At 33.6% G+C, this 21,970-nt stretch carries 20 protein-coding genes and 1 other RNA gene; 10 read left to right on the top strand and 11 right to left on the bottom strand.

What is annotated here, in order from left to right; translation table 11 throughout:
• Positions 1-63: 63 nt before the first annotated feature.
• Genes I130_RS13040 through I130_RS13030 form a run of 3 tightly spaced genes read right to left on the bottom strand, consistent with a single transcriptional unit; the run spans position 64 to position 4,012 of the window.
• A complete protein-coding gene (locus tag I130_RS13040) occupies positions 64-993 on the bottom strand; it encodes a patatin family protein (protein ID WP_034923988.1) in 930 nt (309 codons plus the stop codon).
• On the bottom strand, positions 993-1,895 hold the full coding sequence (locus tag I130_RS13035) for a patatin family protein (RefSeq protein ID WP_034923985.1): 903 nt from the start codon (positions 1,893-1,895) through the stop codon (positions 993-995). Before I130_RS13035 ends, I130_RS13040 begins: the two co-directional genes overlap by 1 nt.
• Entirely contained in the window at positions 1,895-4,012 is a 2,118-nt protein-coding gene (locus tag I130_RS13030; RefSeq protein WP_034923982.1) for a M1 family metallopeptidase, read from the bottom strand. Before I130_RS13030 ends, I130_RS13035 begins: the two co-directional genes overlap by 1 nt.
• A 149-nt stretch (positions 4,013-4,161) precedes the next feature.
• Here I130_RS13030 and recG point away from each other — a divergent pair, with 149 nt between their 5' ends.
• The 6 genes from recG (at position 4,162) to I130_RS13000 (ending at position 11,340) form a co-directional block, all read left to right on the top strand.
• Positions 4,162-6,267, top strand: coding sequence for an ATP-dependent DNA helicase RecG (gene recG / locus I130_RS13025; protein WP_034923979.1), 2,106 nt, complete (start codon positions 4,162-4,164; stop codon positions 6,265-6,267).
• Positions 6,268-6,456: 189 nt separating this feature from the next.
• Positions 6,457-7,374, top strand: a complete 918-nt coding sequence (locus tag I130_RS13020) for a tetratricopeptide repeat protein (protein WP_034923976.1) — start codon at positions 6,457-6,459, stop codon at positions 7,372-7,374.
• A 139-nt stretch (positions 7,375-7,513) separates the two neighbouring features.
• Positions 7,514-9,940 (top strand): phenylalanine--tRNA ligase subunit beta, encoded by a 2,427-nt coding sequence (gene pheT, locus I130_RS13015; protein ID WP_034923973.1) that lies wholly within the window; start codon positions 7,514-7,516, stop codon positions 9,938-9,940.
• A 172-nt stretch (positions 9,941-10,112) separates the two neighbouring features.
• The gene (locus I130_RS13010; protein ID WP_034923971.1) at positions 10,113-10,832 is read left to right on the top strand and encodes a hypothetical protein; all 720 of its coding nucleotides are present in this window, start codon (positions 10,113-10,115) and stop codon (positions 10,830-10,832) included.
• A 72-nt stretch (positions 10,833-10,904) separates the two neighbouring features.
• Positions 10,905-11,153, top strand: coding sequence for a DUF2007 domain-containing protein (locus I130_RS13005; RefSeq protein ID WP_034923968.1), 249 nt, complete (start codon positions 10,905-10,907; stop codon positions 11,151-11,153).
• The gene (locus I130_RS13000; protein WP_034923966.1) at positions 11,143-11,340 is read left to right on the top strand and encodes a hypothetical protein; all 198 of its coding nucleotides are present in this window, start codon (positions 11,143-11,145) and stop codon (positions 11,338-11,340) included. The genes I130_RS13005 and I130_RS13000 overlap by 11 nt, the downstream gene beginning before the upstream one ends.
• A 52-nt stretch (positions 11,341-11,392) precedes the next feature.
• On the opposite strand, the gene I130_RS12995 is transcribed toward I130_RS13000, so the two are convergent.
• Positions 11,393-13,024: an ABC-F family ATP-binding cassette domain-containing protein gene (locus I130_RS12995; RefSeq protein ID WP_034924187.1), complete on the bottom strand. Its 1,632-nt coding sequence runs from the start codon at positions 13,022-13,024 to the stop codon at positions 11,393-11,395.
• A 181-nt stretch (positions 13,025-13,205) separates the two neighbouring features.
• Here I130_RS12995 and I130_RS12990 point away from each other — a divergent pair, with 181 nt between their 5' ends.
• The gene (locus I130_RS12990) at positions 13,206-14,627 is read left to right on the top strand and encodes a hypothetical protein (RefSeq protein ID WP_034923963.1); all 1,422 of its coding nucleotides are present in this window, start codon (positions 13,206-13,208) and stop codon (positions 14,625-14,627) included.
• Positions 14,628-14,710: 83 nt separating this feature from the next.
• Here I130_RS12990 and fsa read toward each other — a convergent pair whose 3' ends face one another.
• From fsa to ffs, 3 genes are all read right to left on the bottom strand, one after another.
• Entirely contained in the window at positions 14,711-15,364 is a 654-nt protein-coding gene (gene fsa / locus I130_RS12985; protein ID WP_034923961.1) for a fructose-6-phosphate aldolase, read from the bottom strand.
• A 47-nt stretch (positions 15,365-15,411) separates the two neighbouring features.
• Positions 15,412-16,230 (bottom strand): SDR family oxidoreductase, encoded by an 819-nt coding sequence (locus I130_RS12980; protein WP_034923958.1) that lies wholly within the window; start codon positions 16,228-16,230, stop codon positions 15,412-15,414.
• 40 nt (positions 16,231-16,270) lie between these two features.
• Positions 16,271-16,369: signal recognition particle sRNA small type (gene ffs / locus I130_RS16505), an RNA gene on the bottom strand.
• 87 nt (positions 16,370-16,456) lie between these two features.
• Between ffs and I130_RS12975 the strand changes: the two genes are divergently transcribed.
• Positions 16,457-17,512, top strand: a complete 1,056-nt coding sequence (locus I130_RS12975) for a glutaminyl-peptide cyclotransferase (RefSeq protein ID WP_034923955.1) — start codon at positions 16,457-16,459, stop codon at positions 17,510-17,512.
• Positions 17,509-17,913 (top strand): acyl-CoA thioesterase, encoded by a 405-nt coding sequence (locus I130_RS12970; RefSeq protein WP_034923953.1) that lies wholly within the window; start codon positions 17,509-17,511, stop codon positions 17,911-17,913. The genes I130_RS12975 and I130_RS12970 overlap by 4 nt, the downstream gene beginning before the upstream one ends.
• A 218-nt stretch (positions 17,914-18,131) precedes the next feature.
• Here I130_RS12970 and hemL read toward each other — a convergent pair whose 3' ends face one another.
• The 4 genes from hemL to I130_RS12950 form a co-directional block, all read right to left on the bottom strand.
• Positions 18,132-19,418 (bottom strand): glutamate-1-semialdehyde 2,1-aminomutase, encoded by a 1,287-nt coding sequence (gene hemL, locus I130_RS12965; protein ID WP_034923949.1) that lies wholly within the window; start codon positions 19,416-19,418, stop codon positions 18,132-18,134.
• A gap of 21 nt (positions 19,419-19,439) precedes the next feature.
• Positions 19,440-20,252: a glucosaminidase domain-containing protein gene (locus tag I130_RS12960; protein ID WP_034923946.1), complete on the bottom strand. Its 813-nt coding sequence runs from the start codon at positions 20,250-20,252 to the stop codon at positions 19,440-19,442.
• Positions 20,245-21,180: a 1-aminocyclopropane-1-carboxylate deaminase/D-cysteine desulfhydrase gene (locus I130_RS12955; RefSeq protein WP_034924186.1), complete on the bottom strand. Its 936-nt coding sequence runs from the start codon at positions 21,178-21,180 to the stop codon at positions 20,245-20,247. Before I130_RS12955 ends, I130_RS12960 begins: the two co-directional genes overlap by 8 nt.
• A gap of 226 nt (positions 21,181-21,406) precedes the next feature.
• The gene (locus I130_RS12950) at positions 21,407-21,733 is read right to left on the bottom strand and encodes a hypothetical protein (RefSeq protein WP_034923943.1); all 327 of its coding nucleotides are present in this window, start codon (positions 21,731-21,733) and stop codon (positions 21,407-21,409) included.
• 32 nt (positions 21,734-21,765) lie between these two features.
• Here I130_RS12950 and I130_RS16725 point away from each other — a divergent pair, with 32 nt between their 5' ends.
• Positions 21,766-21,933 (top strand): DUF5522 domain-containing protein, encoded by a 168-nt coding sequence (locus tag I130_RS16725; protein WP_183075480.1) that lies wholly within the window; start codon positions 21,766-21,768, stop codon positions 21,931-21,933.
• The last annotated feature ends 37 nt before the right edge of the window (positions 21,934-21,970 follow it).

Genomic DNA, 21,970 nt, shown 5'->3' with positions numbered 1-21,970 from the left:
AATATTGGAGTTTTTTAGTAGCAAACTACTTATTACTCTAATATTTACTTTTATCAATTGGTCTTAAAGTATCTTTTTGAAAGATATAGCTTGAGCTTGGTCATTTTTCTTTTGGATTCCACGCTCCATAGCATAGTCAAATCCTTGTTGCCACCAAGAGGTCATCGCTTTTTTATTAAAAACCAAGGAGTTTTCAGTTAATTGAACCGGTGTATAATAAGTGTTCAGTTTTACTTTTTTGTTCATAGCGGCAAGTTTACCTTCCACCACATCGTGATATTCTACCTGATCCAATAAAAATCCAAAGAGATTGATCATAAGAGAAAAAGGATTTTTTCCAAGCACTTTGTTATATTCCATATTCTCCGCTTCAAGAATAATTGCATCTACTTCAGTAGCGCCTCGTTTAATAGCCTCTCGAATAGGCACAACGCAACCTAATCCACCATCTGCATACTCATATCCATTTTTATTAGCAAGACTCATAAATGGAATATAGTTGCAAGAGATCCAGATCCAATCGCAAAAGTCTTCATAAGAAAAATCATGGATAGATTTATATTCTACCCTATTTTTAGATAGGTTGGAAACTGTTACAACTACATCTTTAGCTTTATTTTTCACAGATTCAAAATCTGCTTTTGAAAAATCTTTTTTTATGTTTTTACGTAAATTTTTACTTTCCCCAAAAGTTCTTTTTTTCTTAGCAAACTGAAGGAACATATTAAAATAATTAATGGTAACATATTCCCTACCATCTTTCTTTTTAACCACAAATGGGTTAATGTTAAATATTTTTCGTTGGGTAACATTTGTGTAGATATCATACACTTTTTTAATGTTGCCATCTGCTAAGTGAGGTATGAGAAGACTCCCTGTAGAAGTCCCAAGAAATAAGTCATATTTCCTACCTTCTTCTTCCATTAAATATTGGGCCACTCCCCCGGCGAAAGCACCTTTACTTCCTCCTCCTGAAATTACCAATGCTCGCATTAGGGTTCAATTTGATTTAATTCTTCATTTTTATATTTGGCAAAACTAAAGCCACTTTCCCACCAACGCTCCATCTTCACCTTATCAAAAATAAGCGAATTTGTTGTTAACACAGTGGGTGTGTAATAGAAATTTATAATTACATCCTTGTTAACCGCTGCAAATTTCCCTATTCTAATATTTTGGTTCTCTATTCTATCCAGCATAAAACTGAATAAATTAGTGATTAGCGAAAACACATTTTTAGAGGGTAATCTATTAAAGTAGGTCACTTCTGTTTGAAGAATAATCGCATCAATCTCGGTTGCACCTCGCTTTATAGCTTCTTCTATTGGCACCATAGATCCAAAGCCACCATCGGCATATTCACAGCTATTTTTTTGAACTAAACTCATAAAAGGCACGTAATTGCAGGAAATCCATATCCACTCACAAAAATCCTCGTAGCTGTAATCATGAATAGATTTATATTCAATTTCATTTAACGAGATATTAGAAACCGTTACAACAATATCCCTATCACTAGCCTTCAATTCTTCAAACTCCTCTCTAGAAACAGTATCTATGATCAATTTTTTGAGGTTCTCGCTTTCTCCAAAGGTTTTTTTACCCCTCATAAAATTCCGAAGCACATTAAAATGATCTATAGAAATTTGATCATGCCCATGCTTGCGTTTAATTAGAAAGGGTCTATTGCTAAAAATGCTATTTTGATTTACAGATGTATAAACTTCCCTGATCTTCTGAGTTTTATTTAGAGCTAAATGAGAGATCAATAAACTCCCCGTAGAAGTACCTAAGAAAAGATCGTAATCATTGCCCATCTCTTCGATTAAATACTGGGCAACTCCCCCGGCAAATGCCCCTTTACTACCACCTCCAGAAATTACTAATGCTCGCATTAATTCTCTAATCTTTTGGTTAAATATTCTAAGTACGGGTTTTCCATAGTAGCACTTAAAGCTACATATTTTGTACGATATTCTTTATCTTTCAGCAATTTATCCAATAAGCTTCTACAATAAGTTCTAAACCTATAATTGGGATGTTGCCCTCCTTCTAAAAGATCCAATAAATTCTGTTCAGAAAAAGCATTGATCTGATACAGATATCCAAATGCATTTTGTCTTAATCCGTAAGGAAGAGTTTTGTTTGTGTAACCAGATAATTCATCATAATAAGATGATTTATTTTCTGAAGTCACCTTTGGACTTACTAAATTGATCACTAACCACAGTAGCCTTACATTCTTATTCTGAAAGCCCTGAACATCTTGAGTTTTGTTTAGCAGATTTTCTGTTTCCTCTGGAAATTGAAGCCATGATTTTAAAAGTGCATTTTCTTTTGTGATATAAGATTCATCTTCTAAAAGCTGAAAAAACTCCGATTTTAATTCTGAAGGAATTGAGTCTATACTTACTGCAACAGCTTGTCTAAGCCTCAAGTTATTAGATTTAAGCACCTTTTTATATAGTGAAAATGTCTCATTGACATTCTCACCAGATAATTGAAAGACAACTTCTTGCCCTATATATTCATTCACAGGAAATTCTAAAGCTTTCTCTAAATACTCCTTTTTAGCAAGAATTGAAGTTTCTCTTAAAGAAACTAATTCCATATACTTTGTAATAAATTCAGATCTTTTTAAAGATGCCAAAGCTTCGGTTCCTTGAAAAGCACTTTGTTTTAACCAATCCTGTCTCCAGGTAGAAACATCCATTTTAGAAGCATCCTCCACTTCTCGTACAAAATCATCTGTGGTTACATTCGAATAAGCATACTTCAAAAGATAATTTTTGACAGCTTCCTTGAAATTATCTTCCCCAATTCGCTCCTTTAAAATATGCAATGCCCAAGCTCCTTTCTGGTAATATGTTAGGGAACTCGCTGAAGTACTCATTAATGACTCTCCTTTCCCAGTGTCACTTAATTCTTTTAATTCCTCTGCAGATTCATACAATTTCCAATAAAAATAATCTTCACCATAAATTTCTTTTTCCGCAAGCCAAGCATAATACGTAGCAAACCCCTCATGCAACCAATGATGTTTCCCATTGGTTTCTGTAACCATATCTCCAAACCATTGATGGGCAAGTTCGTGAGCATTCACAAAAACATAATTTTGATCTATGAAAGCTGTAGAATCAATCATGAAAGCATCTGAAAATATTGTAAGTCCTGTATTTTCCATTCCAGAGAAAATAAAATCTTGAACAGGTACTTGTTTGTAATTCTTCCAAGGATAATCAACACCTATTTCATCTTCAAAAAAATCGAAGATTTGCTGAGTATATCTATAGGTTGGTTCTAACTTAAGGGAATCTTTTGGCTTAAAATATAGCTCAATAGGAACAGAAGTTCCAGATTTTAAAATGTGTTTAGAATAATTACCAACTGCAACGGCAACCAAATAACTACTCATAGGTTTATCCATCTGGAATTTCCATTGGCTTATAGAATCATTGATAGCTACCTTGCTAACCAATTCTCCATTGGAAATAACTTGATACTCTTTATTGAAATTAAAGCTTAGATTAAAAATCAACTTTTCAGTCATGTCATCAAAACTTGGAATCCAATTGGAGTTATCTCTCCCTTGTCCCTGCGTCCAAACCTCTTTACTAATATCTGAATCTTTTGGAGAATCCCAATTAATAAAATACATGGCTCGTTCTGGCCGGGCAAAATATTTTAAAGTAAGCTGATACTCTTTTTTCGAAGAAAAATTAGATTTAATCCAAAGTCTCGATTTATCATTGGTGTATTCAATCTTTTTTCCATTCAAAAGAACAGACGAAAATTCCATATTCTTAGCATCTATAAAAATAGAATCTTGCGGACTAAGGATTTTAAATTGGTAATTCGCTGCTCCTTCTACACTTTTCTCCTTCGGAAAAATACTTATTTCAGCATCTACTTTTAAAAAATCTACTTTCTTAGTTTGATCTAAGGAACCATCATATTGAGAGTATGCAAAGAGCGGGAATACTACAGCTAACAACAAGAGAATCTGTTTCATGAATTGGGACTTCAATAGAAAAGCAAATTACGCAATCTCTTTATTAAATTCTAAACCTTAGCTAAACGAATTTAGTTAAGATCTAGAAAAACCTCACAGAATCAGACCCTCCATGAGGGATTAAAAAAGGAATTTGATATCTTCGTTTTATGAATGCCAATTTGCTACAAACCCCAATAGACTATTTAAAAGGAGTTGGCCCAAGCCGGGCAGAGCTATTTAGAAAAGAATTAGGCATTCATACCTACCAAGACCTTATAAATTTCTTTCCCAACAGATATCTGGATAAAACCAAATATTATAAAATAAATCAGCTTCAGCAAAATTCAGCAGAAGTTCAGGTCGTGGGTAAAATTGTTGCTTTTAGAACTATTGAACAAAAAAGAGGAAAACGACTAGTGGCCGATTTTGTAGATGAAACTGGAAAAATGGAGCTGGTTTGGTTTAGGGGTCAAAAATGGATTCGGGAGAATTTAAAGCTCAATGTTCCTTATGTACTCTTTGGAAAGACAAATTGGTTTAATGGACTTTTTAGTATGCCACATCCAGAAATGGAATTGCTAGAGGAGCATGAAAAAAGTTTACGCACTGCAATGCAGCCTGTGTATCCCTCTTCAGAAAAACTAACCAATAAAGGAATTACGAATAGAGTGATCAATAAATTAATGCAACAATTATTTATTGAAACCAAAGGAAAATTTTATGACACCTTACCTCAAAATATTCATGAAGATCTAAAATTAATTTCGCGTGCAGAAGCGCTTTTTAATGTTCATTTTCCGAAAAGCCAGGAGCTATTAGCAAGAGCACAATTTAGACTAAAATTTGAAGAATTATTTTATATTCAACTACAACTTTTGGTTAAAAACATGCTCCATAAAAAGAGAATTAAGGGTTATATTTTTGATACGATTGGAGAGAATTTTGAAACCTTTTATAGTGAACATTTACCCTTTGAATTAACCGGTGCTCAAAAGAAGGTGATCAAAGAAATTAGGAGTGATCTTGGAAGCGGAGCACAGATGAATCGACTTTTACAAGGTGATGTGGGTTCTGGGAAGACCATAGTAGCCTTGATGTCAATGTTAATAGCACTTGACAACGGATTTCAAGCTTGCTTAATGGCTCCTACTGAAATTTTGTCAGTACAGCACTATACTGGCTTAATTGATTTATGTAAAGAACTGAATACCAGTATAGAACTATTAACTGGATCAACTAAAGCTTCAAAGAGAAGAGAAATTCACGAAAAGTTAGAAAATGGTGAATTAGACATCTTAATTGGCACTCATGCCCTACTAGAAGATAAGGTAAAATTTAAAAATTTAGGCCTTGCAATCATCGATGAGCAGCACAGATTTGGAGTAGAACAACGTTCTAAATTATGGAAAAAAAATGAGCTTCCATCACACATTTTGGTGATGACTGCAACACCAATTCCAAGAACTCTTGCAATGAGTTTATATGGCGACTTGGATGTTTCTGTAATAGACGAACTTCCTCCAGGAAGAAGACCCATAAAAACAGTTCATAGATTTGATAGTAATCGTTTAAAAGTCTTTAAATTTATTAGAGATGAAATTGAAAAAGGACGGCAAATTTATATCGTTTATCCGTTAATTCAGGAATCAGAAAAAATGGATTATAAAGATTTGATGGATGGTTACGAAAGTGTCTCGAGAGAATTTCCAATGCCGAAATATCAGATCTCCATAGTGCATGGACAAATGAAATCTGCAGATAAGAATTATGAAATGGATCGTTTTATAAATGGGGATACTCAAATTATGGTGGCGACTACAGTAATAGAAGTTGGCGTGAACGTTCCCAATGCGAGTGTAATGATTATAGAAAGTTCAGAACGTTTTGGACTTTCACAATTGCACCAGCTTCGGGGTCGTGTTGGACGTGGAGCTGAGCAGAGTTACTGTATCTTAATGTCTGGACACAAGCTTTCTGAAGATAGTAAAACTCGTCTCCAAACAATGGTGAGCACTAATGATGGCTTTGAACTTGCAGAAGTAGATCTAAAATTAAGAGGCCCCGGAGATCTTATGGGAACTCAACAAAGTGGAGTTCTTAATTTAAAGATTGCAGATATTGTAAAAGATAATCAAATTCTTAAAACTGCCAGAGATTACGCTAAACGATTACTTACAGAGGATCCAAACCTTGAAATGCCAGAACATAAAATGGTTAAATACACCTACCAACAAGTTGCAAAGCATAAAAATATCTGGAATTATATTAGTTAAAACTCACATGGTAATATTCTTAAATACTGATTATTAGGTTATTGAAACTAATTTCGTAACTTTAAGTCCCTGCGATTAGTATAAATAGCAATCGCCACTCCTACCCTAAAAAACAAGATCCAATCTAACATTCTGAGTTCAAATTTCTTCCTCCCAAAAATATTTTAATACTAATACTAAATTAAAATCATGAGAGCACATTTAAACCTTAAGTGGTTTATAGGCGTATTGCTTATAAGCCTAAGTCCTATAGTTCTAGGGCAAGAAAAATCTGATGCAAATTTATCAGATCAGTTACACGAAGAATATAAAGCCAATGGTATTGACCAAAGCCTTAAAATGTATGAAAAGCTTAATGCAGACAAAAATTACAACGGCTTTCAAGAGCCTCTCAATATTTTTGGTTATACCTTGATGCTAGAAGATCAAGATTTGGATGCCGCAAAACAGGTGTTTGAAGCTCAAATTAAAGAATATAGCGATCAGGCTAATCCTTACGATTCTTATGCAGACTTATTATTGGAAATGGGAAATAAGGAAGAAGCTAAAACAAATCTTCTGAAATCTATTGCTTTAACTGAAAACAGCGAAGAAGATCTTGATGTAGAAATATTTCGAGCTTCTAAAACGAAGCTCGCAAAAATAGAAAACAAGCATAAAAAGTTTGAATTCATGCAAGGTGATTATAATGTCGCTGTTTCTAACTACAAAGATGATAAGATTATTAATGAAAATACTTTTCGCAGCTCTTCTAGCTATGATGAAAGCGGAAATATATTAACTGTTAACTACTACAACCTAGGCAATACTCCTGTTGGAAAGAGAATTGTAGTATATGATGCTTTAGAAGACACCTACGATATGGCTTTTATTAACCCAACAGATCCTTTTGGTATCAACATTTCTCATATGAAAGTAAAAGATCTAGGAAATAACAAGGTTGAACTCATGGAAAGCTATGTAGACAGAAAAGGTGAATCTCATAATGTGCGTCATGAAGTAATGAAAAATTCAAATAACTCAATAGAATGGGTGGTTTTCCAACAAGAGGATGGATCAGATAAATGGGAAAAAGCAACTGTACAAAATTATAATAAATCTGAATAATGTAATTTTAGAAGATTTTAATTACAAAGGAGACGAAATCGTCTCCTTTACTTTTGGCATAAAACTCGTTAAAAAACAATTTTGTAATTATGTCAATACCTTTGGTAATACTATCTTTGCAGCTTGAAAAACCTATTCGATGAAAATTTCATATAACTGGCTTAAACAATTTATTAAACTTCCTAAAAACCCTGAAGAAACGGGTTATTTATTAACAGATTTAGGTCTGGAAGTAGAGGGGATCAATAACTTCCAAAGCATCAAAGGCGCTTTAGAGGGTATTGTTACAGGACATGTTTTAAGTTGCATTCCTCATCCAAACGCAGATAGATTACAACTATGTAAGATAGATGTTGGAAGTGATGAAGTATTGCAAATAGTATGTGGCGCGCCTAATATTGCTGCTGGCCAGAAGGTACCTGTTGCCACCATTGGCACTACACTTTATGACGAAAAAGGCGAAGCTTGGGAGATTAAGAAAGGAAAAATTAGAGGAGAGGCTAGTCACGGAATGGTTTGTTCGGAAAGCGAATTGGGACTAGGAAGCAGTCATGACGGAATTATGGTCCTAAAAGAAAATCTTACCCCCGGAATGCCAGTTGCAGAGATCTTCGAAATTGAAAATGATCAAGTATTTGAAATTGGACTTACTCCAAATCGTGCAGATGCTATGAGTCACTGGGGTGTTGCGAGAGATCTTAAAGCAGGTTACCAACAACAAGACTTAAGCTTAGAACTTATAACCCCATCTGTTAGTGGTTTCCACGTGGATAGCAGAAGTTTAAGAATTCCTATTCATGTAGAAGATTCTAATTTAGCGCCAAGATATTGCGGAGTTACAATTTCTGGAATCAAAGTTTCAGACTCCCCGCAATGGCTTCAGAATAGATTAAAAGCCATCGGGATAAATCCTAAGAACAATATAGTAGATGCTACAAACTACGTAATGCACGAGTTGGGACAACCTTTGCACGCATTTGATGCTGAAAAGATTGTTGGAAACGAGATTCATGTTAAAACTTTGAAAGCCGGAACTAAATTTACCACATTAGATGAAGTAGAAAGAGAACTTCATGCTGAAGATCTAATGATCTGTGATTCCGAAAAACCTTTATGTATCGCAGGTGTATTTGGCGGTATTAATAGTGGAGTTTCGGAAGACACTACGAAATTATTTATAGAAAGTGCGTATTTTAATCCTGTAAGTGTTCGTAAAACGGCTAAACGTCACGGTTTAAATACGGATGCCTCATTTAGATTTGAACGAGGTATTGATCCTAACATAACCGAATATGCATTAAAAAGAGTCTCTATCTTGATTAAAGAAGTTGCTGGTGGAGAAATTACCAGTGATATAGATGATCTGTATTTTAAAAAAATAGAAGATTTTCAAGTTTTCTTAACATTTGAGAAGGTTAATAAACTTATTGGGCAAAATTTAGCCGAAGAAACTATCAAATCTATTTTGGCTTCTTTGGAAATTCGAGTGAACAATATTACCGAATCTGGAATGGGCTTAACCATTCCGTCTTTTAGGGTAGATGTTCAAAGAGAATCTGATGTGATTGAAGAGATTTTAAGAGTTTACGGATATAATAATATAGAATCTGGAACTAAGCTTAATGCCTCAATAGCAAATTCAGGAAAATTTGAAGATTATAAGCTTCAAAATCTAATTGCCAACCAATTAGTGGGTCAAGGTTTTTTTGAAACCATGGCAAATTCATTGACCACCCCAACCTATATAAAATTATCTGAGCAGTTAAAGGATGAACAAAATGTAGTAATGCTGAATCCTTTAAGTCAGGATCTCTCAGTAATGAGACAATCTTTGCTGTTTTCTGGATTAGAGGCAGTGAGCTATAACATCAATAGAAAACAGGCAGATTTAAAGTTATTTGAATTTGGTAAAACCTACCATAATTACGAAAGTGGAAGAATAGAAAATAAGCATCTTAGCCTTTTTGTCACTGGGAATAAGTTTTCTGAAAGCTGGAATACAAGTAACAACAGCGGAAATTTCTTTTATATAAAGGGAACAATTGAGCGTATTTTGGAAAGATTAGGAATTAATTCTATTAAAACAGGAGAAGTAAAATCTGATATTTTTTCTGAAGGAATTTCTATAAGCTCTGGAAAAGCCAAACTGGTAGAATTTGGAGTGATCAAAAAATCTATTCTTAAACATTTTGGAATTCAACAAGAGGTCTTATTTGCAGATTTTAATTGGGATCTAGTACAGGAAACCGCAAAAAATCAGAAAACAAAATTCGCTGCAATTCCAAAATTTCCTGCAGTTCGTAGAGATTTTGCTTTGTTAATAGATAATTCTGTGAACTACAAACAAATAGAAGATATTGCTAATCAAACAGAAAAGCGCTTGTTGCAATCGGTGAATTTGTTTGATGTTTATCAAGGAGATAAATTACCAGAAGGTAAAAAAAGTTATGCCGTAAGTTTCAAATTTCAAGATGAAAATAACACGCTTACAGATAAACAAGTAGATAAAGTTATGAGTAAACTTAAACAACGCTTCGAGAAAGAATTGCAAGCAGAGTTGAGATAATTTATAATATAATTATTTAAAGAGCGTCCTTTTCTTGATTGAAAAGGACGCTTTACTTTTTTGGTTTCAACTTCAAAAAATAAAAAAATGTTCCACAAATATTAAAGTTTTAGATAGCCGTTGTTAATTAAGAATCAATTAGTTAAATTAGATTCAACTAATTATTTTAAACATGGAACTGCAAGGCACACATATTCCTGATAAAATTCTACAAAATAGAAATAAGAGAATTTCAGAACTGCATTTATTAAATGAGGTGCAGCAGATTTTTGCTATAGAAGAGTCCAAAGATAATCTCATTCTAAAAAGTATTACAGAAGGCTTTGAATCTGAATCAAATAATTTCCAATTAGATTTCTTAGAAACCTCAAGGATTTATCATCTTTCAGATATTGAAAAGATTTGCATAGATTACCGGTTGCGGTTTTTAAGTTCGACTTATTTTAAGGCAGAACTCCCTTATGAAGCGATCTCTAAAATAAAACACTTAGAAAAAACTCATAAAACAAAGCTGGAGGGTTTCAAAATAATGGCGCCTGCAAAACTATTCAAACTTAAGAATGCAGATGATCCCTTATTATTTGCCCCAATCGGGAACCAATATTATTATTTGATCCATTCTTGGGGAAAAGACTTACATCCTTTCAGAAAACTAATGATGTGGCCTTTTAAACAATTAGAAAATTTTCTTATTCTCTTACTGTCAATAAGCCTTCTACTTACTACTCTCATCCCTGATGGAATGTTTAGCCAGAACCAGACAACGACAGAATTTTTGGTGATCTTTTTATTTATGTTTAAATGGATTGCTGGACTGGCTTTATTTTATGGATTCAAAAAAGGCAAAAATTTTAGTGAAGCCATATGGAGGAGTAATTTTTATAATGCTTAGTTGTATAAAAATATTTAAATCTCTACTTATTCAGATTTCTATAACTAACTTAGTTCTTCTAAATATTACATGATGAGCGAAGATCAAGGTTACGAGCATGTATATACTGGACCAGAAACTAATGTCCAGTATTTACAAGAAATTTTTAATAAAGCAGGTTTATCCAATATGGTGAAAAATAATTTCGATTCTGGACTTCGAGCCGGGTTTGGAGGAGGTTTACCAGGGCAAGTTCAATTATTTGTGATTAGCTCACATTTAAAGGAAGCCTTAGAGATTTCTAAATCCACTTTCCCAGAAGACTTTAAGGATGGAGAATAGTATCCCTAAAAATCGGAATATCTGGAATCTAGTATTAGGAATTTTATTTTTTGTTTATGGTGGTTATAAACTTTATAGTCTAAGTACCATTGTACAGGAGGATAATACCTTTGGATATATAATTGCATTAGGCTTTATGGCCTTTGGTATTTATGACCTTTATAAATATTATAAAGGCATTAAATAAATAAAAGCCCAAAAATATTTTTGGGCTTTTATAACAATTTGGAATTCGCTATTTATGCTTTAACAGCATACATTTTATCTCTTTGCTCTTTAATCTTTTTATCTTCCATATACTCATCAAAGGTCATATATCTATCTATAACTCCAGAAGGCGTTAATTCTATCACTCTATTGGCAACAGTTTGCGCAAATTCATGATCATGAGTTGTAAACAATACTGTACCCTTAAAGTTTTTTAAGGAATTGTTGAATGTGGTAATAGATTCCAGATCCAGGTGGTTTGTAGGTTCGTCCAGCATTAGAACATTCGCACGCATCATCATCATTCTACTTAACATACATCTAACCTTTTCTCCTCCAGATAACACTCTAGACGTTTTTAAGGCTTCTTCCCCACTAAAAATCATCTTACCTAGGAAACCTCTAATATAAACCTCTTCTCGCTCCTCTTCGGTTTTAACCCATTGTCTCAACCAGTCTACCAAAGTATAATCATTCTCAAAAAACTCAGAATTATCTAGCGGTAAATAAGATTGATTAGTTGTAACACCCCAATTATAAGTTCCGGCATCTGCCTTCTGTTTTCCATTTAATATTTCGTAAAATGCAGTAGAAGCTCTAGAATCTTTAGAGTAAATCACTACTTTATCTCCTTTTTTAAGATTGATATCTACATTCTTAAAAACCACTTCCCCATCTATAGAAGCTTCTAAACCTTCAATATTCAATATTTGATCTCCTGCTTCCCGCTCTCTTTCAAATATAATTGCTGGATATCTTCTGCTTGAAGGCTTAATGCTTTCCACATCAAGCTTATCGATCATTTTTTTACGAGAAGTTGCCTGCTTAGATTTAGCCATGTTTGCACTAAATCTTCGAATAAATTCTTCCAGCTCTTTTTTCTTTTCTTCAGCTTTCTTGTTTTGTTGTGAGCGCTGTCTTGCTGCTAACTGGGAAGATTCATACCAGAAAGTATAATTACCACTAAAATGATTTATTTTACTGAAATCGATGTCAGAAATATGAGTACAAACAGCATCTAAAAAGTGTCTATCGTGAGATACAACAATTACAGTATTATCGTAATTAGCTAAGAAATTCTCCAACCATAAAATGGTCTCGTAATCCAAGTCGTTGGTAGGCTCATCCATAATGAGCACATCTGGATTTCCAAATAAAGCCTGAGCTAGTAAAACCCTAACTTTTTGCTTTCCATCCAAATCTTTCATTAATGTGTAATGGTGATTTGCTTTAATCCCTAAATTAGAAAGTAAGGCTGCAGCATCACTATCGGCATTCCAACCATTCATCTCTTCAAATTCCACTTGCAAAACTCCTACTCGTTCTCCATCTGCATCATTAAAATCTTCTTTTGCATAGATGGCATCCATTTCATTTTTGATCTTGTAAAGAGGCTTATTTCCAATAATAACTGTTTCTAAAACAGAAGTTTCATCATATAAATTATGGTTTTGCTCTAAAACAGACATCCTTTTTCCGGGCTCCAAATGTACATGACCACTTGTTGGATCCATTTTACCCGAAAGGATATTTAAAAAAGTAGATTTCCCGGCACCGTTAGCTCCAATGATCCCGTAAATATTACCCTGAGTAAAGGCTGTGTTCACCTCATCGAATAATATACGCTTGCCAAATTGAACCGATAAATTAGAAACTGATAGCATATTCTTATTTTTTCTTTCTGAAATTTTTGCAAAAATAACCATTCTTGTCCACCTACTAAAACATTAACGTTTTAATTAATCCTTTTAACGAGTGGTTAACACGAAGCAAATAACTCAAAATCTATATTTGTTGTTGTACATACCATATTTGCTTAAAAGAAACAAGCTTGAATTACCCCGAATGAAATTAAAATTACCCCTATTACTAATTATCTCTTTGTTTTTTCTTTCCTGTGACAAAGAAAATAAATCTTCTAAAGAAGTTTATATTAAAGGTCAAATAGCTAACCCTAGTAGTGAATATGTTGTTATCACTAAGAATAACATAAATATTGATACTCTGCGATTAGATAACAATAATAGATTTGAAGGAAGTCTTAAAAACATAGAAGCAGGTTTATATGTTCTTAGACATCCACCAGAGAATCAAATTATATATTTAGAGCCCGGAGATAGTACATTAGTTTGGTTGAATACCTTAGAGTTCGATGAGTCTCTAAATTTTAGCGGGAAAGGTTCTGAAAAAAGTAACTTTTTAACCAATTTATATTTGCTTAATCAACAAGACAACGATCTTATTTTATCCTATTATAAATCTGATCCCTCAGAATTTGCTGAAAAAACAGATTCTATAAGAGCTAACAGAAAGCAAAAATTAATTGATCTTGAAGATAAATATGAGGTTTCTCAAGATTTTTACAAAATTGCAAACTCTATAATTAATTATGAATATTATGATCTTAGAGAGCGCTATGCATTCTTAATTAGAAAATACAATTCTAGCTTAGTAGATAAGATCCCTTCAGATTTTCACAGCTATAGAAAAGATGTTTCCTTTAACAGCAATTTATTAGAAGATTCATATGTCTATTTAAACTATATCGATGATTTTTTAAGAACTAAAACTTTAGAAGAATGCGCTAAGAATAAACCAAATGATAAAAATTGCACTAATCTAAATAGTTTCGAAAATATAAGATCACGCATAGAGTTAGTGGATTCTCTTATTCAGAATAAAAATATCAAAAATACCTTCTTAGACCGTTTAGCTTCACAGGGCATTGTTTATTCTCAAAAAGTGGAAAATGTAGATTTAATCTTGAATTTATTAAAAAAAATGAATTATTCCGGTAATATGCAAAAAGGAATAAATCAAATGGCTAAAATTCAGTCAGATTTTTTACCAGGTAATTCTCTTGGTGAGAAAATTTATATAAATACAAAGAAAGACACTGTAAAGCTTAAAAACTTTTCTCGCAAACCAATGATCACTTATAGATGGATGAGCTCTTCTCCTTCTCACTATAGATGGCAACACGAAATTATAAAGAATTTACAATTTAAATATCCAGAAGTAGATTTTATAGGAATAAATCTGGATATGGATCATTCTGATAAGTGGCTTGAAGTTATTAAGAAAAATTCCTTCGATCCAAAATTACAATTCCAGGCTACCAAAATAAGAGTAGATGAGAATCTCCTTAAAAATTACCTGAATAAACTAATTTTCATGGATGCTAAGGGAAATATTGCAAGAGGAGATCTCCAAGTAAATACTCCAGATCTGGAAAATAAAATCTTAGAGTTTATAAGCCAAAAATAAAAAATCACATTTATTTAAAAGCCTTAAAAAGCCTGATCAAATTAATGATCAGGCTTTTTAAGGCTTTTAAATATGGATATGTCTTAGTTTCCTTTATTATAATCTTCAAGGAATTTAGCCAATCCAATATCTGTAAGAGGGTGCTTCAAAAGTCCTTCAATAGACGATAATGGCCCTGTCATAACATCTGCTCCCAATTTAGCGCAATCTATAATATGCATAGTATGTCTAACTGAAGCTGCCAAGATCTGAGTTTCGAATTCGTAGTTATCGTAAATTAATCTAATTTCAGAAATAAGATTTAAACCATCTGTAGAAATATCATCTAACCTTCCAATAAATGGCGAAACATAAGTTGCTCCCGCTTTAGCTGCTAATAAAGCTTGCCCTGCAGAAAACACTAAGGTGCAATTGGTTTTAATTCCTTTATCGCTAAAATATTTAATAGCTTTTATACCATCTTTGATCATTGGAACTTTCACTATAATTTGCTCATGCAATTCAGCTAATTCCTCACCTTCCTTAATAATTCCTTCGTAATCTGTAGCAATAACTTCTGCGCTAACATCGCCATCTACAATATCACATATCTTTCTATAGTGCTTAAATATATTGTCCTTCCCTGTAATTCCTTCTTTTGCCATAAGAGATGGGTTGGTTGTAACTCCATCTAAAACCCCTAGATCTTGAGCTTCTCTTATCTGGTCAAGGTTTGCAGTATCAATAAAAAATTTCATAATGTTGTATTTAAATAAGTTTATGGTTGTATTTACGCATTACAAAATTACAATTTATAATGCTTTAGTAAGATCTTCTCATATAATTTGTCTGGAAGTATCCGCTTTAGTGCAATGGAGAATTTTTGCAAAGGTTCCCCAACTTTATAATGCCCTCTAGGCTTTGGAGTATTTATAATTTTATAGATCATCTTAGCCATAAGCTCTGGATCTTTACCTTCATTTACATGCTTATTCATAATATCGAGTGTATTCTGATAAGCCTTTTTATAGGGAGAATTTGCTATAACCGGAGCATGATATCTCCCCGCTGCAATATTTGTTGCAAAATCGCCTGGAGCCACATTTGTCATGTGGATATTAAAATCCTTTAACTCCATTCTAAAAGCCTCTGTGGTTAACTCTAAGGCTCCTTTAGTTGCAGAATATATTCCGCGGTAAGGCAATCCCATATATCCCGCAATAGAAGTGATATTTATTATAAGCCCTCCGCCTTGCTCGCGCATTTTAGGCAATACGGCTTTAGTTACATTCAACGGACCAAAATAATTGGTATCGAATGCTTTTTTGATCTCTTCTTCGGGAGTTTCTTCAATAGGCCCTGTTATTCCAATCCCAGCATTATTTATTAGAATATCTATTTTCCCTTCTTTATCTATCAATTCAGAAATAGCTGAAGTTATAGTTTCATTCTTAGTAACATCTAATGCTAAAAGAGGAAAGGAAGTTGATTGATTAGGATTTGTGTTTCTGCTTGTTCCGTAGACTTTAAAATTATTGGCCATTAAGAATTCTCCTATGGATTTTCCAATTCCGGAAGAGCCACCTGTAATAAGAACAATTTGTGGGGAAGTATCTGTTTTCATGATCACAAAGATGCGATAAAATTTAAATATCAGATACAAAAAATGGCAAGCGACCCACATCACACCGCTACGACCACTTACCCTTGCTGCGTTCCCGCCCTGGGGGATTCAGCAGGAGCTGGTTGTGTGGGACTTGCCGCTGCAAATATACAATGTTTACTACATTTTGCAAGGATTTTTTAAATTGAATTAATTAATTTAGCCCAAAGCAAATACCAATATTTTCATGAAGAAAGCTAAGTTCCTGTTACTGTTTATTTTAAATGTTTTATTTATTTCCTGCGGGAGCAATTCCGATAAAAATAAAAGTGATTTTTCTCTCAGTTTTGTAAGTTCTAAAGCCGAATTTGTATTAGGTGAGACCGTAAAAGTGAGTATTCAAAATCCTAAAAACAAGAAAATTGATTCTACATCCTTTTATTTTGAAGACCAGTTACTGGGAACGGCAACTATAACTCCGGAATTAGAAATTCCTTTAAATTTCGAAAAATTGGGAAATCAACAGTTCAATGCGATTGTTTTTTCTGAAGGAACCACTGATAGTCTACAAATTGACTTTAAATTATTTAATAATTCTGCACCAGAGATATACACCTATAATATTATAAATACTTACCCCCACGATGTGGAGGCCTATACTCAAGGTTTAGAATTCTATAATGATACTTTATACGAAAGCACGGGGCAATATGGAACTTCTACATTGAGAAAAGTAGATTTTAAAACTGGCGAAGTTTTCAAAAAAATAGAATTATCAGATCAATATTTCGGAGAAGGCTTATCTATCCTTAACGGAAATATTTATCAACTTACTTGGAAAGAAGGCGAAGGATTTATTTATAATCTAGTAGATCTTAAAAAGACAGGCTCTTTCAATTTTAATAATAGCAAAGAAGGCTGGGGATTGTGTAATGATGGAAAACAATTCTATAAGAGCGATGGTACAGAAAAAATCTGGATCTTGAATTCTGAAACTCTAGCTGAAGAAACATTTATACAACCCACTACAAATAAATCTATCTCTACACAATTAAATGAATTGGAATGGGTAGAAGGAAAAATATATGCAAACACTTATCAAAGAGATGGAGTTGCAATAATTAATCCTAAAAACGGGGCTATAGAGGGAATAATAAACTTTAAAGGCTTAAGAGATAAGGTTAGCCAACATCCTGAATTAGATGTTTTAAATGGAATCGCATATAATCCAAATACTAAAAAATTGTATGTGACTGGAAAGAATTGGGATAAATTATTTGAAGTTGAAATAATTAAAAAATGAGTGGTACTCCAGAAATCTTTGAAAAAACTATCACAGTAATAGCTTCAGATCTAGATGAACTAAATCATGTAAACAATGTTCAATATGTGCAGTGGATCCAAGATATTGCTAAAGAGCATTGGGAAAAACGAGCATCAGAAGAGATATTGGGTGCCTATTTCTGGGTGGTGATTCGGCATGAGATAGATTATAAACAACAAGGATTCCTAGATGATGAATTAATAATTCAAACTTTTGTAGGGGAACTCACCCATGTAACTTCACAAAGATTGGTAAATATTGTGAATAAGAAAACTAATAAAGTGCTTGTAAAAGCTAAGTCCACTTGGTGCTTAATGGACTATAAAAACAAAAAACCCGTAAAGATCTCTCAAGAGATGTTACGGGTTTTTTATAACTAAGTTGATACGGTTATATATATCCGCTTTTCGTCCAGTGAGGACTTGACCATCTCGTCACCCTGAACTTGTTTCAGGGTCTCCTCAGACTTTATGGGGGATGCTGAAACAAGCCCGCCTGAATGGCTTTGTCGGGCAGGTTCCGCATGACGAAAAATCTGAATGTTGCTAGTTAAAATCTATATCTAGAACAAAAGCGAAAAATAATTATGAAGTTTAATCTATAAACTTTTTGCAACCTTATTTACCGCTGCAATTGTTTTATCCAGATCATCATAAGACAAAGCTTCAGTAATAAACCAAGTTTCAAATGCACTTGGCGCTATATAGATTCCCTCAGTTAACATTCCGTGAAAAAATTCTTTAAAGGTATGATTATTTGCATGTGCTGCCGAGGCAAAATCTGTTACAGGAGTTTCAGAAAAATGGATCGAGATCATAGAACCAATTCTATTTATAGTATGCGGAATATTGTTGGATTTCAAGGCTGCATCTAGGCCTTCGTGCAAGTATGCAGTTTTCTCATCTATACTTTTAAAGATCTCTCTTTTACTATCCAATTCTTTAAGCATCGCTAAACCAGCAGCCATTGCCAAAGGATTTCCACTTAAGGTTCCAGCCTGATACACCGGTCCAATGGGTGCCAAATGATCCATAATCTCTGCTCTGGCAGCAAAAGCGCCTACAGGTAATCCACCGCCAATAACTTTACCAAATGTTACAATATCTGCGCGTACACCCAGTCTTTCTTGAACTCCACCCGGCGCCAATCTAAAACCAGTCATTACCTCATCAAAAACTAATAAGATATCATTCTCATCGCACAGTCTGCGTAATCCCTCTAAGAATCCATCTCTTGGAGGAATACAACCCATATTTCCGGCCACAGGCTCCAAAATGATACATGCAATTTCTCCTTGATTCTGTTCTACTAAATTTCTAACATCATCAATATCATTATAAGTAGCAAGCAAGGTGTCCTTAGCTGTACCTGCAGTCACTCCAGGACTGTTAGGAGTTCCAAAGGTCACGGCTCCACTCCCCGCTTGTATTAAAAATGAATCACTATGCCCATGGTAACAACCAGCAAATTTTATAATTTTTTCTTTTCCTGAAAAGCCACGAGCTAATCTTACAGCACTCATACAAGCCTCTGTTCCAGAATTCACAAATCTAATCTTGTCTATATTAGGAACCATTTTTACTGCTAATTCTGCAATCTTGGTTTCAATCTCTGTAGGAGTTCCAAAAGAAGTTCCTTTTTTAGCCTTTTCAATAACCGCATCTACCACAGGTTTAAAAGCGTGACCAAGGATCATAGGCCCCCAAGAATTTATATAGTCTATATATTTATTCCCATCTTCGTCATATAAATAAGCACCTTCAGCTTTTTCAATAAAAATCGGAGTTCCCCCAACTGCATTAAATGCTCGAACTGGAGAATTTACTCCTCCCGGTATTACTTTCTGTGCAGCTTCAAACAATGCACTACTTCTTTTATAATTCATAATATATTTTCAATTATATGCCTATTTCAAGATCAATTCCTGCCCAATAGAAATATTATTGTTAGCTAAATTATTGATCCGCTGTAAGTCTTCTACTGTAATATTATTTCGTTTTGATATAGAATACAAAGTATCTCCTTTTTGTACTATATAATAATTAGACCCATTTGCTTCAACAGCCACTTCTCTTCTTTCCCTTCTGTTGGTTTTACCCAAAACTTCACTATCAAATCTATCTAGATTATAACGTTCTATTATTTCTATTAACTTTTTGGGATACAATCTATCTGTGGCATACCCCGCAGCTCGAAGGCCTTTTGCCCAAGCTTCATAATCGTCGGGATCCAATTCAAAAAGATCTGCATAACGGCTGCGTTGACTCAAGAATAAAGAATGATCCCGATAAGAATATTTTGGATCGTTATATTTTCTAAAGCATTCCTGAGATCTATCGTCATCATGATACACCTTATCACCTTCCCAATCATGGCATTTAATTCCGAAGTGATTATTAGCTCTTCTCGTGAGGTCACCTTTTCCAGCACCAGATTCTAAAATTCCTTGAGCCAGAGTAATACTAGCCGGAATCTTATAAAGCCTCATTTCATCTTGCGCTATCTCATAAAAGTTAGCTACATATTCTTCAACAACATTTGCGTAAGAGCCTCTGGGAGCACTTTCTCGTTTTGGGGAACTTTGACTTTCTTTCTTTGTAGAAACTTCTTTTTTCTCTTCATTTCTATGTGTAACCACCTTTTTTTTACTCCCACAAGAAGCTAGAAAGAGTAAAAGGAAGAGTCCTACGAAAATTTTATAAAGTTTTATTTTATACATCTATTAACGGAAGATTTTTTTTGATCAATAATTCATTCATTCCGGGGATCCCTTGAAGCCCTCCAGTATGAATGGCTAAAATACGGGAATTTTGAGGGAATTTAGAATTTTCTATCATATCTATAATGCCATATAACATCTTACCTGTATAAACGGGATCTAGTGAAATCTGGTATTTTTTTTTGAACAGATTAATAAAATTTATCAGCTCAGAGTTCACTTTTGCGTATCCTCCAAAATGATAGTTGGTTACTAAGCTCCAATTCTCCTTAGTGGAATATTTTTTTATTTCTGAAGAAAGCCAATCCCCTTTAAGTGCTGGAAAACCTAGAACCTGTTGATTGGACATAGAAGCATTTATAATCCCTGCAATCGTACCACCTGTACCAATAGAACAGCCGATATAATCAAACTCCTTATCCTCCTCGTTTAAAATTTCTTCACAACCTTTTATGGCCAAAGAATTTGTTCCTCCTTCTGGAAGAAGATAGAAATCTCCAAATTCTGCATTCAAATTCTCGATAAAATCTGGTTGTTCTTTATTCCTATAAGTTTCCCTAGAAATAAAATGGAGTTGCATCCCGTGAGCTACTGCATATTTTAAGGTCTTATTTATCGCCAAGGTTTTCTTCACATCTTTCCATAGCTCCTCTCCCCTAATTATTCCAATTGTTTTTAAACCATATTTCTTACCTGCAGCGGCTGTTGCCGCAATATGATTTGAGTAAGCTCCGCCAAATGTCAAAAGTGTAGTTGAGTTACTTTTTAGGGCTTCAGAAATATTATATTTCAATTTTCTGAATTTGTTTCCTGAAACAAAAGGGTCTATAAGGTCTTCTCTCTTAATATGTAAAGAAATGTTGGAAGATTTAAAATGAGCAACTAGTTGGTTAGCTGAAAAAGTAAAATTAAAATCGGCTTCCTGCATCATTCTGCAAAGATTCAAAAAATGCATTCAGAAATAAAATCAAACGACTATCAATTTTCAAAGTGATCATAGATATTTGGAATTTACCTAAAATATAATAAATTGATAAACGACGTCATTCTATACTTATTTCAGAATCTCATAATACTCCTTGCAAATCAAAATATTGAGACTATGAAATATATTCAGAGTGACGAGATAGCTATTATTACATAAATTGAAAATCCTATAAGTATTTCAGGAATTCCCAAAATCTCCTGTCTTTTATATAATTCAGGTTACATTCATTAGAATAAGCTTCCTTTTCAAAAGAAATATTTCTGTAAGCTATAAATTTGTTTTTATACTTAAAAAATCTGACACCAAATTCTAACCCGTACCACACATAGAAAAACACAAGAAGCATTTCTGCTTGCTGCTTTAAATGGATCTTTTCATGATTTAGTAAAACAGGATCATCTTTAAAGCTTTTATCTTTTAAAATAATAAATGGCCATAGGCTAATCCCATTAAAACCTTTAGCGAGTAGAAATTTGTTTACCAGAACAATCATTGGCGAAAGTTAAGAATTTGTATTTTTGTGATATGAATAATTTTTCAAAAAAAATCCCTTTAGAAGAGGGTGATTTCTATATAACACCAGAAGGCTACAGGTGTTTTACAGAGCAATACCATTTAAAAAGAGGATATTGCTGTGAGAGTGGTTGTAGGCATTGCCCGTATGGTTATAGCAAAAAGACAAATTCTATATAACTTGAAAATATTTTCATAAACAAAAAGTCATCATAAA

It is taken from the genome of Gillisia sp. CAL575 (genome assembly GCF_000403785.1).
Taxonomy (GTDB): Bacteria; Bacteroidota; Bacteroidia; order Flavobacteriales; family Flavobacteriaceae; genus Gillisia.
This window is presented reverse-complemented; position numbering and strand designations above follow the sequence as displayed.

What these genes read in the sequence shown, in the direction of transcription:
- I130_RS13040 (WP_034923988.1), bottom strand. Translation starts at nt 993, where the DNA reads ATGCGAGCATTGGTAATTTCAGGAGGAGGAAGTAAAGGTGCTTTCGCC.
- I130_RS13035 (WP_034923985.1), bottom strand. Translation starts at nt 1,895, where the DNA reads ATGCGAGCATTAGTAATTTCTGGAGGTGGTAGTAAAGGGGCATTTGCC.
- I130_RS13030 (WP_034923982.1), bottom strand. Translation starts at nt 4,012, where the DNA reads ATGAAACAGATTCTCTTGTTGTTAGCTGTAGTATTCCCGCTCTTTGCA.
- recG (WP_034923979.1), top strand. Translation starts at nt 4,162, where the DNA reads ATGAATGCCAATTTGCTACAAACCCCAATAGACTATTTAAAAGGAGTT.
- I130_RS13020 (WP_034923976.1), top strand. Translation starts at nt 6,457, where the DNA reads ATGAGAGCACATTTAAACCTTAAGTGGTTTATAGGCGTATTGCTTATA.
- pheT (WP_034923973.1), top strand. Translation starts at nt 7,514, where the DNA reads ATGAAAATTTCATATAACTGGCTTAAACAATTTATTAAACTTCCTAAA.
- I130_RS13010 (WP_034923971.1), top strand. Translation starts at nt 10,113, where the DNA reads ATGGAACTGCAAGGCACACATATTCCTGATAAAATTCTACAAAATAGA.
- I130_RS13005 (WP_034923968.1), top strand. Translation starts at nt 10,905, where the DNA reads ATGAGCGAAGATCAAGGTTACGAGCATGTATATACTGGACCAGAAACT.
- I130_RS13000 (WP_034923966.1), top strand. Translation starts at nt 11,143, where the DNA reads ATGGAGAATAGTATCCCTAAAAATCGGAATATCTGGAATCTAGTATTA.
- I130_RS12995 (WP_034924187.1), bottom strand. Translation starts at nt 13,024, where the DNA reads ATGCTATCAGTTTCTAATTTATCGGTTCAATTTGGCAAGCGTATATTA.
- I130_RS12990 (WP_034923963.1), top strand. Translation starts at nt 13,206, where the DNA reads ATGAAATTAAAATTACCCCTATTACTAATTATCTCTTTGTTTTTTCTT.
- fsa (WP_034923961.1), bottom strand. Translation starts at nt 15,364, where the DNA reads ATGAAATTTTTTATTGATACTGCAAACCTTGACCAGATAAGAGAAGCT.
- I130_RS12980 (WP_034923958.1), bottom strand. Translation starts at nt 16,230, where the DNA reads ATGAAAACAGATACTTCCCCACAAATTGTTCTTATTACAGGTGGCTCT.
- I130_RS12975 (WP_034923955.1), top strand. Translation starts at nt 16,457, where the DNA reads ATGAAGAAAGCTAAGTTCCTGTTACTGTTTATTTTAAATGTTTTATTT.
- I130_RS12970 (WP_034923953.1), top strand. Translation starts at nt 17,509, where the DNA reads ATGAGTGGTACTCCAGAAATCTTTGAAAAAACTATCACAGTAATAGCT.
- hemL (WP_034923949.1), bottom strand. Translation starts at nt 19,418, where the DNA reads ATGAATTATAAAAGAAGTAGTGCATTGTTTGAAGCTGCACAGAAAGTA.
- I130_RS12960 (WP_034923946.1), bottom strand. Translation starts at nt 20,252, where the DNA reads ATGTATAAAATAAAACTTTATAAAATTTTCGTAGGACTCTTCCTTTTA.
- I130_RS12955 (WP_034924186.1), bottom strand. Translation starts at nt 21,180, where the DNA reads ATGCAGGAAGCCGATTTTAATTTTACTTTTTCAGCTAACCAACTAGTT.
- I130_RS12950 (WP_034923943.1), bottom strand. Translation starts at nt 21,733, where the DNA reads ATGATTGTTCTGGTAAACAAATTTCTACTCGCTAAAGGTTTTAATGGG.
- I130_RS16725 (WP_183075480.1), top strand. Translation starts at nt 21,766, where the DNA reads ATGAATAATTTTTCAAAAAAAATCCCTTTAGAAGAGGGTGATTTCTAT.